Here is a 15,138-nt window from a genome sequence, read left to right on the forward strand (position 1 = left end):
GGACCAGAGTGGACGAACCTCTGGTGTACCGGTTGTGACGCCAGTCGCATCGCCGGGTAGCTATGTTCGGAAGGGATAACCGCTGAAAGCATCTAAGCGGGAAGCCTACCTCAAGATAAGATTTCCCCGAGACTTTATGTCTCCTGAAGAGCCGTTGAAGACTACGACGTTGATAGGTTGGATGTGGAAGTGCAGTGATGCATGAAGCTGACCAATACTAATTGCTCGTGAGGCTTGACTATACAACACCCAAGCAGTTGTATATAAAGCATCAATTGATTTCATATTGATCTAACGATCAGACGAAAACTTGATTTAGTTAAGCTAATCGAACAAACTACTACGACTCAGATACATCTGTTAATGCATTCTATTTGAAGAAAGCTAGGCAAACGAAGCGCAAGCAACGTAGATAAGACCATAGCGAGTAAGCATACCAGTTGTGCTGGCGACCATAGCAAGAGTGAACCACCTGATCCCTTCCCGAACTCAGAAGTGAAACCTCTTAGCGCTGATGGTAGTGTGGGGTCTCCCATGTGAGAGTAAGTCATCGCCAGCTCATTATTCCAAAAGCCCTCTGCTCACGCAGGGGGCTTTTTTTATATTTATATAATCACTTTTCTCTCTTTAACGACTAATTTTTTACAGCTGTATAATCTCTGATCAGCTGTAAAATGTTATACTACTCGTGTAAATATTTTTTATTCTCTGAGTCATATGCAGCAGATTCTCATAAACACATTTGTGTTGATATGGCTCAGTTTGATTTCTCCACAGCTATACGCTGTAACAGAATTAAATTTTGATCATCATCAGTATGTCAAACTCGATGGAGAATGGGATTTCTACCCCAATCAGCTGATTGATCCCACTTCTGGGCAGTGACCATCTCAGTTAACTTCCTCTAATCAGACTCTTGCTAAAGTTCATTTACCTAATTCTTTCCTGACCTTAACAGGTCATAAAGACCATATTGGAACTTTTCAAAAAGCCTTCAGGCTGCCTGAATCAGTCATCAATCATGCGGTTTATATTTATGTGCCTTATCAGTATGGGGCTTATCGCATGTATGTCGATGATCATCTCCTGATAGAAGTAGGGCAGGTAGGCATACATGGTCAGCATCAGACCATGATGGCGCCAAAGTTGGCTTCTTTCTTTCCCTCACAGCGGGAAGTGACGATTACCATTCAGGCTTCAAGTTATCACCATATCCGTGGCGGGCTGGAAAACAGCATGTTTATTGGCTTTAACCAGCCTATTCTGGATAAGTTTTATGATCAGGTAATTCCTTTAAGTGTGATCAGTGGCGTTCTGCTGATGATTGGCTGCTTTATGGTGTTCTTTGCAGTATTTCGCAGCCTTAAAACGCAAGCAGGTAATTTGCTGCTGTTTCTAGGGTTATTTATTCTGTGCTTGAGCCTACGTAGCTTCTTTGCAGTCTCATTCATTTATACTTTATTCACGAATATTTCCTAGGTATGGGGCACACGATTTGAGTATTTACTGACTGAATTGGCGACTCTGTTCTTCTTGATTTATATCTATTTATTGCCGTATCGACTGTTAAATCCTTATTTATTAAAAATCACAGCTTTGTTAATTAGTATCAATGTGGCTGTGACCCTGTTTACGCTGCCTTATATCTTCCAGAGCTTCTTTTTCCAAAGCTTTAGTATTGCAGTACTGGTTTTTATTAATCTGCTTTATGGCGCTTACCGCATGCACAAATCGCATGTGCGTTATTCCAAGATCAATTCTATTGCGGTGGTGCTGGTCTGCCTGACCTTCCTGCATGACTATTTACTTGCGCTTAAGGTAATTGATTCAGTTGAAATTGCATTTTATACCTCCTGTGCCTGTTTTATTTTAATTACCTTTCAGCTCAGCCGTAATTATGCGGTGCAAAGTATTAATACCGAGTTGTTAAACAAGCAGCTTTTGCGCCTGAATAAAGAACTTGATCAGAAGGTTCAGGACCGTACACGTGATATTACTCTGCTTAATGAGAAACTCGCGCAGCAGGTGAGGCTGGATTCGCTGACAGGTGCCTATAATCGCTTTGCCTTAAATGAACAGCTTCAGCAGCAATATGAACATGCGATCGTAAACCAAACTTCGCTGGCTGTTTACATGATCGATGTCGATTATTTTAAAAACTATAATGACTATTATGGTCATCTCAAAGGTGATTATATTTTAAAAACACTGGTTCAAACCATTCAGCAAATATTGCCTGAAAATGGTTTCCTGGCACGTTATGGTGGTGAGGAATTTGCAGTTTTACTGGCAGATATTTCCTGGCAGGAAGCCGAAGCTTTTGCCGAGCAACTTTGTGAGGTTATTCGTCAGCTCAATTTGGAACATGCCAACCGTGAGGATGACAAGACCTGGATCAGTATCAGTGTTGGGGCAGCGATTATGGATGCAGAGCATATCTATAAAAATGTTGACCGTTTACTGAAAACAGCAGATCAGCGGTTGTATCAGGCGAAAATTCTTCGCGATTCAGCCTGTATTAAATAATAAAAAATCCAATCAATACATCAGCTATCTTTATCCGATCAAGTTATATCCGCTTACGATTCCTTTACTTTTTTATTATTTTAGCCGCTGTCTGGAATGCTAAATTGGTACTTATCTGAATGAAATTAGCATGAAAAATAACAATGAAACAAACTCAAATTGCAGCAATTTTATTATTAGGCTTAGGTTCCTATAGCCTGACTGCCTGTGCCCAAGACAAGATTTCATCACCGGCAGCTGGGCAATCCGCTGCCCAAACCACACAGCAAGCCTATAAAGTTGAAGAATTTGCGCAATTAAATGAGCCATGGGCACTGACTGAGTTACCAGATCAGCGTTTACTGATTACCGAAAGATCAGGAAAATTGAAATTATTTAATCCAGCCAATCGCAGCACCCAAACTGTTCAGGGTATTCCTCAAGTGGCCTATGGCGGACAAGGTGGCTTAGGCGATATCGCACTCCATCCTGACTTTGCCAAGAATCAGTGGGTTTATCTCAGTTATGCCGAACAGGGACAGGGTGGTTATGGTGCAGTCGTGGTTCGTGGCAAGCTCGATCTCACCAAGAGCACGCCACAGCTTACTCAGATCAAAAAAATCTGGACTCAGGTACCGAAATTTTCTTCAGGACAGGGCCATTATGGGCACCGGATTATCTTTGGCTCGGATAACAAACTCTGGATCAGTTCGGGTGAACGTCAGCAATTCAATCCAGCTCAAGACATGAAATCCAATGCCGGCAAGATTATTCGTCTGAATGACGATGGTTCAATTCCTTCCGACAATCCATTTATGAATCAGGGTGAAATTGCCAAGCAGGTCTGGAGTCTGGGACACCGTAATCCTCTCGGTCTGGCATTTGATCCACAAGGGCAGCTTTGGGTGATTGAAATGGGGCCTAAAGGTGGTGATGAGCTGAATAAAGTGATGAAGGGCAAAAATTATGGCTATCCGATTGTCTCTAATGGGGAGCATTATGATGGCAAGCCGATTCCAAATCACAGTACCCGACCAGAGTTCGAAGCACCGGCATTAGATTGGACTCCCGTAATCTCTCCTTCAGACTTGCTGTTCTATACTGGCAATAGCTTTCCTCAATGGAAAAATAAAGCCATTGCTACAGGTCTGTCTTCTCAGGCAATGATTGTAATCGATACCACTCAAAATCCTGCGAAAGAAATACAGCGACTGGATATGAAAGAGCGGATTCGTGGTGCGATCCAGGCCAAAGATGGCTCATTCTGGGTGATTGAAGATGGTCCAAAAGCCAAGTTGCTTAAGATGGCCGCAGCTGAGTAAAAAGCTAAATAGTTAATATCAGAATGAAAGAAAAAGGCCCTAACTCCTGTGAGGGCCTTTTCAAATTTAGCTCAGATACCTTTCCTCCGGTATCGATCAGCATCCTACCGATGTTTTATTCTTGTTTTTGCAAGACTTCCTGTCTTGGTATGCACTCAATATAGCCTGAGTCAGAAAGACCGAGTAGAGGCATTGACCGCATCTGCTGTAGGCCAGAGGCGACAAGCTCACTTGAAAATATTTGTCCGATCAAATCCCAAGTTATCAGGACAATTTTACGATATGGTAGAGATAGAAGACCTTATTGAAGCTCATCTCTCTATTCAATAAAAAAATATTTAAAAAAATTCCATAACATAATAGAAAGGAGAAGCACATGCCTACCGTTCAAATTGAAGTCCGGCAGCAATATTCCCAGGCTGATGAAGAGCAGTTACTCGACAGCGTATTTCACTGTGTGAAAAATGCCTTTCAACTGCCTGACTATGACCGTAATATCCGGCTGGTGGTACATGAAGCCCATCGTTTTCAATATATGGTTCATCTGGCCCAGCCTGAATACTTTACCTTGATCAGTATTGACTGCTTCGCTGGCCGAAGTCTGGAGACCAAGCGCAAACTGTATCAGCAGATTATAGAAAGCTTGGGAAAACTGGGCATTCCGCCTGATCATATTCTGATTCATCTGCGAGAAAGTCCATTGGAAAACTGGGGAATCCGCGGTGGGCAAGCAGCCTGTGATGTCAATTTAGGCTTTAATGTAGAGATCTGACCTTTTTAGAAAAATACCAGATTTTAAATACAAAAAAGCCCCACCATCCTGTTGAGGCTTTTCTGGATTTGCTTTTCAGATCTGACTCCTGTCTGACCTGTCAACGTCCTGTTACTCTGTGCTTTTTATTGTTGTTGTATCGCTTTGCAGACTTCCTGTCTGTCTATGAATGAAACTATAGCCTTGAACTGAAAGTGAGAATAGGCGACAAATTCTGCGCTGCCTGTAGGCTAAAGTGCACATCGCTGTCGTCCTCAGGCACTGACATACTGGATCAGCTTATCCACGACATCTCTGAGTGTTTTATTGTCGAATTCATTCCCTTCAAAGCTGTAGTCTTTATTGCGACTAAAAATGTCCCGCAGCTCTACAATCGCATTGGTATCCACCATACCGAGCTGAGTGCCGACCTGGCGGATCTGGTCAATGGAACGTGAGCCGTTGGTGACACCATAACCGATATAAGCTGCCGGTTTGCCTTGCCATTCCTTGGCCAGATAATCCAGGGCATTCTTTAATGCTGGGCTATAGCCATGGTTATATTCAGGACTGATAAAAATAAATGCATCCGCAAGAGCAATAAAGTCGGCCCATTCCTGCTGTTTCGGCTGATCATAAATACCGGTCAATGGGGGATGAGAACCAGCAAAAAGCGGAAGGTCCCATTCTTTTAAGTCGACAAGTTCGGTTTCAAGCGTGCTAAAACCATATTTTTTAATTTCCTGTAGTACCCAATGTGCGACCTTAATTGCTGTACGTCCTTCACGCACACTGCCAACCACAATATAAATTTTCATATCTTTCCCTTTCTTATCGTATTCTCATCAAATTAAATTAATCAGATTTATTAATAGAGACTAGAGAGGATTTGTATCTAGAAACTAAAAAAGCTCCCGAAGGAGCTCTTTTAAATCATGTGATTAGCTGATATTACATCAGCTTCACGCCTTGCTGGCCAGCCGGAGTGACTTTGAAGATTTCGACTTCAAAGGTGATATTTTTACCTGCAAGCGGATGATTAAAGTCCACTTCGGTAATATCATCATTTACGGATCTTACTACGCCATACAAAGTCGATTTGGCCTTGTCTTCAAACTCGATCATGTGACCTTCGATCGGACGTTCGCCAAATTTCACCGTATCAAATTTTTGAACATTTTCAGGATTCCACGGACCAAAAGCTTCTTCGGGTGGAAGGCTGACAGTACGACGGTCACCAGCACGCAAGCCCATTAAGGCTTTTTCAAAACCTGGTAATAGGTTGCCATCACCAATGGTCAGGCTTACCGGTTCTTCACGGCTACGGGTATTGTCAATTTCTACGCCACTTTCGATCGCGACAGAAAAATGAAGCTCGACTTTAGAGCCGTCTTCAACACGAGTTTCCTCGTTAGGATTAATAAAATCAGTCATGTTGCGCCTGTGCACGTTGAATTCGGTGTTTTTCCAGGAAAAACGTATCAATCAGCAGCAGAATCGTACCTAAAGTAATGGCACTATCCGCAATATTAAAAGCAGGGAAGTGGCTGTTCTGATAATAGACATGAATAAAGTCAACCACATAACCCAAAGAAATGCGATCAATCAGATTACCAATAGCACCACCCAGAATCAGGGCAACTGCTAGTGGCAAGACTTTCATGCTCTTTGGCATACGCATCAGCCAGAACACGAAAACCACAGACACTAAGCCTGCAAGAGAAGTAAAGAAATAACGTTGCCAGCCACCGGCATCGGACAAGAAACTAAAGGCAGCGCCATAGTTATGTAACAGTGTCCAATTTAAAAAGGGCAGGACGGGCACCGGATCTGCATATTCCAGATGTGTTACCGCAATCCATTTGGTCCATTGATCTAAAATGATCGCCAGAATAGCCAGTCCGATCCACCACAAATTGTGAGGATAGAACTGGAACAGACCCTTTTTCTGCTGTGGGTTAGGCATATTTTCTCTCTTCACCTTGGCCGCTCGGGAGGTTAATAATACAACGACCGCATAGTCCTGGATGTGAGGCATGTGTATTCACATCAGGAAGCACGTGCCAGCAGCGTACACATTTCTCGCCATCTGCCGCAGATACTTTCACGCGTAGGCCTTCAAGTTCAGCGTCATTGCCTTGAGCAGCATCAAACGGATTCACGATCACCTGAGAAGTGATCAGAACGAAACGCAGCTCATCACCCAGACGGTCTAGAACAGCTTTCAGTTCATCATTGGCCCACAGCTCAACTTTGGCAGACAGGTTTGAACCCACCAGTTTCTCGTTACGCGCATTTTCAATGTGCTTGTTGACCGCAGATTTCACTGTAATCAGGGTTTGCCAGTCTGCTTCAGACAACAGGTTTGCCTGTGCTGAAACTGGAATATCGTACCATTCAGCAGTGAACACATATTTCTCGCTTTGACCTGGAATTAGTGGCCATGCTTCTTGAGCGGTGAAGCTCAGGATTGGTGCCATCCAGCGAACAAAGGCTTGTACCAGATGATACAGCGCAGTTTGCGCAGAATGACGTGCCTGTGAATCTGCTTTAGTGGTGTACTGACGGTCTTTGATGATGTCTAAGTAGAAACCACCGAGGTCGTTAATACAGAAATTGGTCAAGGCATTGGTCACGATATGGAAGTTCATATCTTCATATGCTTTCTTGATGGTTTCCTGTACATCATTGGCGCGTTGCAGGATGTATTGATCCAGTGCAATCAGTTGATCTACAGGTAGTGCATCAGTTTCCGGATTGAAGCCATTCAAATTCGCCAGCAAGAAACGCAGGGTATTACGGATACGACGGTAACCATCTGATGCACGGTTAAAAATTTCTTTACCTGCGGTCATTTCATAACGGTAATCTGCTGAAGCGATCCAGAAACGCAGGCCGTCTGCACCCATGTTCTTGATAATGTCTTGCGGAGTAATAATATTACCCAGCGATTTCGACATCTTGCGACCTTTCTCATCAACCACGAAACCGTGAGTCAGCAGACCTTTATATGGCGCACGTTGATTGATTGCCATAGAGGTCAATAATGAAGACTGGAACCAGCCACGGTGTTGGTCAGAGCCTTCAAGATACAGATCAGCCGGATCGGTCAATTCTTCACGGTCACGCAGCACTGCATAGTGGGTTGTACCAGAGTCAAACCATACGTCTAAGGTATCGCGAACCGCGTTGTACTGCTCAGCATCATCACCAATGAAGTCTTTCGCTTCACGGTTATACCAGGCATCAATACCTTCCTGTTCGATCAGTTTAGCCACTTCTTCGATCAGTTCAGGTGTACGAGGATGCAGTTCATTGGTGTCTTTATGCACGAAGAATGGGATTGGCACACCCCAGGTACGTTGACGTGAGATACACCAGTCCGGACGGCCTTCGATCATTGCCTGGATACGGTTTTTACCCCAATCCGGAACGAAGCTGATGTCATTTTCAATGGCATTCAATGCGCCCTGACGCAGACCTTTTTCATCCATGCTGATGAACCATTGTGGGGTCGCACGGAAGATAATCGGAGTTTTATGACGCCAGCAGTGCGGGTAGCTATGCTTGATAGGCTTATGTGCCCATAGCTTGTTAGCTTCGCCAAGCGCCGCAATAATTTGTGGATTGGCCTTGTAGATATGTTCGCCTGCAAATAGTGGTGAAGTCGGTAAATACACACCATTACCGCCCACTGGATTATCTACTTTCAGGTTATACAGCAGACCAACTTTATAATCGTCCACACCGTGGCCAGGTGCAGTATGTACAGCACCAGTACCGCTGGTTGCAATAACGTGTTCACCCAGAATCACTGGCACTTGACGCTCAGCGATTAAAGGATGTTGTAGTACCAGATTCTCAAGTTTCGCACCGGCAAAATCGGCAATCACTTCAACCGCGTTAAAGCCATAACGTTCAGTCGCAGATTCAACCAGATCTTTAGCCAGGATAAAGTTTTGCGCCGCTTTATCTTCACCACGTGCAACAACCAATTGGTATTCAATTTCAGCGTGCAGAGCAACCGCCTGATTCGCAGGCAGGGTCCAAGGCGTAGTCGTCCAGATCACGATATCGGTTGAGTCTTTAACTTCAACACCTAAACGTGCAGACAGATCCGCCAGATCCACCACGGTGAAACCCACGTCAATCGCGTCTGACTTTTTATCTTCATATTCAACTTCAGCTTCAGCCAGTGCTGAACCACAGTCCAGACACCAGTTCACCGGTTTAAGACCTGGCTGGATATGGCCATTTTTCGCGATTTCACCGAGTGAACGCACGATGTTGGCTTCCTGCTTGAAGTTCATGGTGAGGTAAGGATTGCTCCAGTCACCAAACACGCCCATACGGATGAAGTCTTTTTTCTGTAGCTCCACCTGACTCAATGCATATTCGCGGCAAGCTTTACGGAAAGTAGGCGCATCCACTTTAATGCCGACCTTACCGACTTTTTCTTCAACTTTCAGTTCAATTGGAAGACCGTGACAATCCCAGCCTGGCACATAAGGCGCATCAAAGCCGTCCATGATGCGGCTTTTAATGATGATGTCTTTAAGTACCTTGTTGACTGCATGACCTAAGTGAATCTGGCCATTGGCATATGGAGGGCCATCATGAAGCACGTATTTTTTCTTGCCAATTCGCGATGCACGAATCTGCTGATAAATGTCATCGGCATACCACTCTTCTAACCATTTCGCTTCACGTACTGCCAGATTTGCTTTCATTGCAAAGTCAGTACCTGGGAGGTTCAGCGTGGCTTTATAATCCACTGCATTTTCAGGAGTTTGCTTATCGCTCATGCAAGTTGTCTTCCAATTTAATCAGTCATTAGACTGACACGTTTTACAATAAAAATACGGGACATTAAAAGGGAAATGTGGGGTGTTTTCGACGAAACTCAAGCAGTTTCTCAACATCATCATCAATTCCGGCCTTTAACGCTTCAAGCGAAGGATAATCTTTTTCGCCATGCAGATAATTCAAGAAGGTTACCCGCATTAACAGGCCATACAGATTAGCAGAAACATCAGGAAAATGTACTTCTAATCGCCATTCCGGATGAGTCTGTTTGATCGCAGGGCGGGTACCTACATGACCGGCACCAAACAGGCTGCCCTGATCATAGCCGGCAATACCCGGCTGTTCAGGATTTTCTTGCTGAACCTTGGCGCTGAGTGATCCGGTTTCACAGACGACTTCAACCCCATAAATACCCTGCAGACAGGGTCTATGCCGGTTTAACCGGACATTAATGGTCGGGAAATCAATGGTACGACCAATCTGGTCGCCGTATTGCACCCGGCCGGTAATACTATAAGGACGTCCCAGTAATTTGGCTGCCAGAGCCAGGTCACCCGCTTGCAGAGTCTGACGGATGCGGGTAGAACTGACCCGTTCACCATCCAAGGCAATGGTATGCAGGTTGGTAACCTTAAATCCGTAGTCTCGCAGGAATTCACTATTACCTTGACGGTTTTTACCAAAGTGAAAATCATCCCCCAAGACCAGATGCGCTGCATTCAGTTTATCTTTCAGAATGTCGGCAAAGGCTTCGGCACTCAGGCTACGAAAATGATGATCAAACTTGGCGACCGCAATATAGTCCACACCCAGTTCGCTTAAATATTCCACTTTTTCACGCAAAGAGGAAATACGCGGCGGTGCTTCATAACCTTTAAAAAATTCAAGCGGTTGTGGCTCGAAAATCATCACAACAGTTTTTAGTTGCTCAGCTTCTGCAACAGCTTTTAACTGTTTGATCATGGCCTGATGACCCAGATGCACGCCGTCAAAATTACCAATCGTAACGGCGGTTTTTGGCAATTCAGAATGTGACGCTAAAGCATTGAGACGGAGCAGCTGCATAGGCGAAATCAGGGAATTGAAAAATAGGAAAGGCTATATATTGCCATAATCTCAACGATTCGTCTTGTTGTTGTGTTTTTATGCAAAAAAATTATTGAAAAATCACGAAACCCATCAAGAAGAAAGTGTGCCATCCAAGAATCTTCTGCGGTTATTTAAGTGAAAGATCTGCAAAACAGAAATCTAAAAACCCGCTTTTCATTGCCTGGATTTTGCTTTCTAATGTCACGGTTTTCTCAGTATCGAGTAGTTTGCATGTCAGATTCGGCACTCATTATGGCATTGGCCAGTGAATCCAAAGGTTTGTTCGAAGCAGAAGGTGTAGAAGTCCACTATAGTGGCATCGGCAAGGTGAATGCTGCTTTTAAGGCTTTTGAAGTGATTCAGAAAACTCGCTGTAAGACCCTGATTAATCTGGGCACCGCAGGCAGTTCCCATTTCAAGGCGCATGAACTGGTCGAAGTTAAGCGTTTTGTGCAACGTGATATGGATGTTTCACCCTTGGGGTTTGACGTCGGCATTACCCCGATGGATAATCATTTGCCGGGTGCAATTGATCTGGAACCGTTCTTTGCCCATTTACCGAAAGGGGTTTGTGGAACAGGGGACAGCTTTGAAATAGACTTACCAAAAGTGGCTTGTCAGCTGGTGGATATGGAAGGCTATGCGCTGGCCAAGGTATGCAGAAAATTGGATGTGCGCCTGATTTCAGTCAAATATATTACTGACGGTGCAGATGATAGCGCTCACTTGGACTGGGAAGAGAATCTGCTGCTGGGTGCGCAGAAATTATTGAATTTATATCGAACGTTAAAATAATAATAAAGGGTGAGAGAAGGGGTCGGCGACCATAAAATTTATGGTCGTATGCCAAATAATTTTTGCGTTGACCTATTTTTCTTGTGTACGCGGAAGTACGCCGTACAGCATCATATGTACAGTATGCTGGATAATCCGTTGTTGCATGCTGCGGTTACGTAAGGTCTTGCCTGTTACCATTTCCATCTGAGTCGCGAAATCTGCATAGTTCTGGGTTACCGCCCAGATATTCAGAATCAGCAGTTCAGGATCGATATCTTTAGAAATCTTGCCTTGTTCCTGCCAGTTTGAAATCACTTTGGCTTTACGCTTGACCAGTTTTTTCAATGGACCTTTTAAGATTTCTAAAATGTGCGGCGCACCCTGAATCACTTCCAGAGCGAACAGGCGTGAAGCTTTAGGCTGGGTACGCGATACTTCAATTTTTTGCATCAAATAATTGGTAATCGCTTCTTCAGGCTCAAGATCAGCTTCTAGCATTTGTAAAGGTGCCAGCCATTTTTGTAGAACGGTCGTTAAAACCTCTACATAGAGCGCCTCTTTATTTTCGTAATAATAGAAAATATTCGACTTATGCATTTCTGCAATTTGCGCGATCTCATCTAAACTCGCCCCATTAAAACCGTATAGGGAAAAAACATCGAGTGCAGCATTCAGCAGCTGGTTGCGTTTTTGAGTACTCTTTTTTTGTTCCATCAGCAAATATTAAAAACAATTAAAAAGGGAATTTTTAATTGTACGTCAAATCATCAGATTTGTGCATCAAGTCAGGTGCTAATTTTATGAATAATGATGATTTATTCTTTAGATTAAAGATATAATTAGTATCGGTTTAAGGCGCAGGAATTAAAAACCAAGCTTTTGAAAAGGTTGATGATTTTTTAAGTACTAATTATTACCTTGAAGCATCATAAAGTTAAAATAAAATTAATGAATGAAGTTGAAATTTTGCCAATTGCTGAATAAATAATCAGTGAGACAGATATTCTCTTGATTCGAAATAAGGAATCCAGAATAAACAGTTATTCCAGATTCCCTCACATTTTAGGTTGCCAGAACGGCATTCAGAACCTGCTGTTCAAGTTCGGCGAATTTCACATTCTTTTGTCGTGGACGTGGAAGATCAACTTTGAACTCTTTGGCAATATGGCCTTTATCCAACAGGATAATCCGGTCTGCCAGTTGTACGGCTTCACTCACGTCGTGGGTGACCAGAATCGCGGTAAAGCCCTGTTCAGTCCATAATTTTTCAATTAGGTTCTGCATATCCAGACGGGTCAGGGCATCCAGCGCACCAAGTGGTTCATCTAGCAATAAAATACGTGGCTTATGTGACAAGGCACGTGCCAGAGCTGTACGCTGACGCTGACCACCAGACAGTTGTGAAGGCCAAAGTCCAGCTTTTTCTTTTAAGCCGACTTTCTCCAGCATTTGTGATGCATTGTCATGCTGGTCTTTGGGTAAGCCGAGTTGCACGTTCTGTTCGATGCTGCGCCATGGCAATAAACGCGGATCCTGGAACATCACGCGGATATCATCAGCGGTGATGCCTTCACGGATATGACGTGCGGACTTGAATTTAATTTCGCCATAGCTCTGTTTTTCTAAATCTGCAATCAGACGAAGCAGGGTACTTTTACCACAGCCACTACGTCCAACAATCGCCAGAAATTCACCCGGCTGAATATGCAGGTCCAGATCTTCCAGTACCTTCACCGAACCATAGAACTTGTGCAGCTGTTCAATAATGATTTCGGCACCCGCAACGGCATTGGGGTTGATGTCGGTTGCAGCAGGCTCCTGCACTGTAGTCGGATCATTGGCAAGACGCCCTAAGCTGAGATCAGTCATCACATGCTCCTCAATATTTTTTCAATTATTTTTGATAGCCAGCATGCCAGCGCAGCAGGAATCGTTCTAAGGCCACGGCTAGGACATCTGCCAGTTTACCGAGCAGGGCATACAGTAAAATACCCACCAGTACGACATCAGTTTGCAGGAATTCACGCGCGTTCATGGTCATATAACCGATACCGGACTGGGCAGAAATCGTTTCAGCCACAATCAGCAGTACCCAGACCAGACCAAGTGAAAAACGTAGGCCGACCAGAATTGAAGGCATTGCCCCTGGCAGGATGATTTCTTTATAAAGCTGCCAGCGAGTCAGGCCATAGCTTTTACCCATTTCAATCAGCTGGGGATCGACTGAACGAATCCCATGATAGGTATTGATATAGATCGGGAAAAACACACCAATCGCGACCAGAAACAGCTTGGCTGATTCATCAATCCCGAACCAGAGAATGACCAGTGGAATTAAGGCCAAAGCCGGGATATTACGGATCATTTGCAAGGTGGTATCCAGCAGGGTAGAAGCCGTTTTGGATGAACCATTCAGTAGACCCAAAATTAGCCCTAGACCACCGCCTACCAACAAACCACTTAAAGCACGGCCAGCACTCACTTTGACATGTGTCCACAATTCACCGCTGAGCAGCAAATTCCAGAACGCGATGACTACGGCACTTGGTGCAGGCAAAATGCGGCTTTCCAGCAAACTGGTACTCGACGCGATTTGCCAGAGTAGAATTAATCCGACAGGAACTAACCAGGGCAGCAAACGCTGCCCAAGCTGTGTTCCACGTGAAACCTTCTTTTCTGCGAGGGTTTCAACTGAAACGACTTTCGACATTAAGCTGGCTCCTGAATACTCTCAGCCTTCTTGTTCTCATCTGGAGTGTAGTTATTTGCCACAATCTCACCGAATGGACCAGTCAGGTTTGGCTGAGCCAGTTTTTGCTGAGTTTCAAGCGGAAGTAATGGGAATACCAGTTCCGCAAAACGGATCGATTCTTCCAGATGTGGGTAGCCTGAGAAAATGAAGGTATCGATACCTAGATCAGCATATTCCTGAATACGTGCTGCGACAGTTTCTGGATCTCCTACAAGCGCTGTACCTGCACCGCCACGTACCAGACCTACACCTGCCCACAGGTTTGGAGACACTTCGAGTTTGCTACGGTCGCCATTGTGCAGCTCAGCCATACGACGTTGGCCGACAGAGTCCATTTGCTTGAATTTCGCTTGTGCAGCAGCAATGGTGGCATCATCCACATACTGGATGAGCTCGTCTGCTGCTCTCCATGCTTCTTCATTGGTTTCACGCACGATCACATGCAGACGGATACCGTAGCTCAGCTTGCGACCTTTCGCTTCCGCTTTGGCACGCACATTTTCAATTTTTTCTTTCACTGCTGCAGGTGGCTCACCCCAAGTCAGGTAACTGTCAACCTGATCAGTGGCCAGTTCAACGGCTGCATCTGAAGAACCACCGAACCAGAGTGGTGGATATGGTTTTTGAACTGGTGGATAAAGCAGTTTGGCATCATCTACACTGAGACGTTCACCATGGAAAGTGAAGCTTTCGCCGGTATGTGAACGGGTCAGAATTTCACGCCAGATTGTCGTATATTCAGCTGCAGTCTTGTAGCGTGTTGCATGATCTTCATAAACGCCGTCACCTTTTAGTTCTTGCTCATCACCACCCGTCACCAGGTTCAGCAATACACGGCCACCAGACAGACGGTCAAAGGTTGCAGCCATACGTGCAGTCAGGGCAGGCGTGGTAACACCTGGACGCAGCGCGACGAGGAATTTCAGTTTTTTAGTCGCATCAATCAGGCTGGCTGCGGTTAACCACGGATCTTCACATGAACGGCCAGTCGGGATTAATACACCTTCATAACCAAGATTATCGACCGCAACCGCAATCTGCTTCATGTAGGCATGATCAACCTGGCGTGCACCTTTGCTGGTACCTAAGTAGCGGCTGTCGCCATGTGTCGGGATAAACCAGAAAATTTTCATGTC

14 protein-coding genes and 2 rRNA genes are annotated in these 15,138 nt (G+C 44.7%); 7 read left to right on the forward strand and 9 right to left on the reverse strand.

What is annotated here, in order from left to right; translation table 11 throughout:
• The 6 genes from FTU00_RS00005 to FTU00_RS00030 form a co-directional block, all read left to right on the forward strand.
• Window positions 1–242: ribosomal RNA gene (locus FTU00_RS00005) — 23S ribosomal RNA — on the forward strand; the annotation flags it as partial.
• A 202-nt stretch (window positions 243–444) separates the two neighbouring features.
• Window positions 445–559, forward strand: a 5S ribosomal RNA gene (rrf, locus tag FTU00_RS00010).
• A gap of 479 nt (window positions 560–1,038) precedes the next feature.
• On the forward strand, window positions 1,039–1,479 hold the full coding sequence (locus tag FTU00_RS00015; RefSeq protein ID WP_180178848.1) for a hypothetical protein: 441 nt from the start codon (window positions 1,039–1,041) through the stop codon (window positions 1,477–1,479).
• 54 nt (window positions 1,480–1,533) lie between these two features.
• Window positions 1,534–2,526, forward strand: coding sequence for a GGDEF domain-containing protein (locus FTU00_RS00020; protein ID WP_180178849.1), 993 nt, complete (start codon window positions 1,534–1,536; stop codon window positions 2,524–2,526).
• A 143-nt stretch (window positions 2,527–2,669) separates the two neighbouring features.
• A complete protein-coding gene (locus FTU00_RS00025; protein WP_180178850.1) occupies window positions 2,670–3,827 on the forward strand; it encodes a PQQ-dependent sugar dehydrogenase in 1,158 nt (385 codons plus the stop codon).
• A 376-nt stretch (window positions 3,828–4,203) separates the two neighbouring features.
• Window positions 4,204–4,599, forward strand: coding sequence for a tautomerase family protein (locus FTU00_RS00030; RefSeq protein WP_180178851.1), 396 nt, complete (start codon window positions 4,204–4,206; stop codon window positions 4,597–4,599).
• Window positions 4,600–4,853: 254 nt separating this feature from the next.
• On the opposite strand, the gene FTU00_RS00035 is transcribed toward FTU00_RS00030, so the two are convergent.
• The 5 genes from FTU00_RS00035 to ribF all read right to left on the reverse strand — a co-directional run bounded on the left by FTU00_RS00035 (window position 4,854) and on the right by ribF (window position 10,449).
• Window positions 4,854–5,396: an NADPH-dependent FMN reductase gene (locus FTU00_RS00035; protein ID WP_005232867.1), complete on the reverse strand. Its 543-nt coding sequence runs from the start codon at window positions 5,394–5,396 to the stop codon at window positions 4,854–4,856.
• A gap of 133 nt (window positions 5,397–5,529) precedes the next feature.
• Window positions 5,530–6,012, reverse strand: coding sequence for a peptidylprolyl isomerase (locus tag FTU00_RS00040; protein WP_125278879.1), 483 nt, complete (start codon window positions 6,010–6,012; stop codon window positions 5,530–5,532).
• Entirely contained in the window at window positions 6,005–6,544 is a 540-nt protein-coding gene (gene lspA, locus FTU00_RS00045; RefSeq protein WP_004781354.1) for a signal peptidase II, read from the reverse strand. The genes FTU00_RS00040 and lspA overlap by 8 nt, the downstream gene beginning before the upstream one ends.
• Window positions 6,537–9,383, reverse strand: coding sequence for an isoleucine--tRNA ligase (gene ileS, locus FTU00_RS00050; RefSeq protein ID WP_180178852.1), 2,847 nt, complete (start codon window positions 9,381–9,383; stop codon window positions 6,537–6,539). The genes lspA and ileS overlap by 8 nt, the downstream gene beginning before the upstream one ends.
• 64 nt (window positions 9,384–9,447) lie before the next feature.
• Window positions 9,448–10,449 carry a bifunctional riboflavin kinase/FAD synthetase gene (gene ribF / locus FTU00_RS00055; protein ID WP_034705207.1) on the reverse strand — a complete coding sequence of 334 codons (1,002 nt, stop codon included), beginning with the start codon at window positions 10,447–10,449 and terminating at the stop codon, window positions 9,448–9,450.
• Between the two features lie 255 nt (window positions 10,450–10,704).
• Between ribF and FTU00_RS00060 the strand changes: the two genes are divergently transcribed.
• A complete protein-coding gene (locus tag FTU00_RS00060; RefSeq protein ID WP_180011126.1) occupies window positions 10,705–11,268 on the forward strand; it encodes a 5'-nucleosidase in 564 nt (187 codons plus the stop codon).
• A 72-nt stretch (window positions 11,269–11,340) separates the two neighbouring features.
• Here the strand turns inward: FTU00_RS00060 and FTU00_RS00065 are convergent, their stop codons facing one another.
• The 4 genes from FTU00_RS00065 to ssuD all read right to left on the reverse strand — a co-directional run bounded on the left by FTU00_RS00065 (window position 11,341) and on the right by ssuD (window position 15,135).
• Entirely contained in the window at window positions 11,341–11,964 is a 624-nt protein-coding gene (locus tag FTU00_RS00065) for a TetR/AcrR family transcriptional regulator (RefSeq protein ID WP_005232857.1), read from the reverse strand.
• 348 nt (window positions 11,965–12,312) lie between these two features.
• The gene (locus FTU00_RS00070) at window positions 12,313–13,119 is read right to left on the reverse strand and encodes an ABC transporter ATP-binding protein (RefSeq protein WP_180159631.1); all 807 of its coding nucleotides are present in this window, start codon (window positions 13,117–13,119) and stop codon (window positions 12,313–12,315) included.
• Window positions 13,120–13,144: 25 nt separating this feature from the next.
• Window positions 13,145–13,960: an aliphatic sulfonate ABC transporter permease SsuC gene (gene ssuC / locus FTU00_RS00075; RefSeq protein WP_166137594.1), complete on the reverse strand. Its 816-nt coding sequence runs from the start codon at window positions 13,958–13,960 to the stop codon at window positions 13,145–13,147.
• Window positions 13,960–15,135, reverse strand: a complete 1,176-nt coding sequence (gene ssuD / locus FTU00_RS00080) for an FMNH2-dependent alkanesulfonate monooxygenase (RefSeq protein ID WP_180178853.1) — start codon at window positions 15,133–15,135, stop codon at window positions 13,960–13,962. The genes ssuC and ssuD overlap by 1 nt, the downstream gene beginning before the upstream one ends.
• Window positions 15,136–15,138 lie beyond the last annotated feature (3 nt).

This window comes from Acinetobacter sp. YH12041, assembly GCF_013419975.1.
In the GTDB taxonomy this organism is placed as follows: Bacteria; Pseudomonadota; Gammaproteobacteria; order Pseudomonadales; family Moraxellaceae; genus Acinetobacter.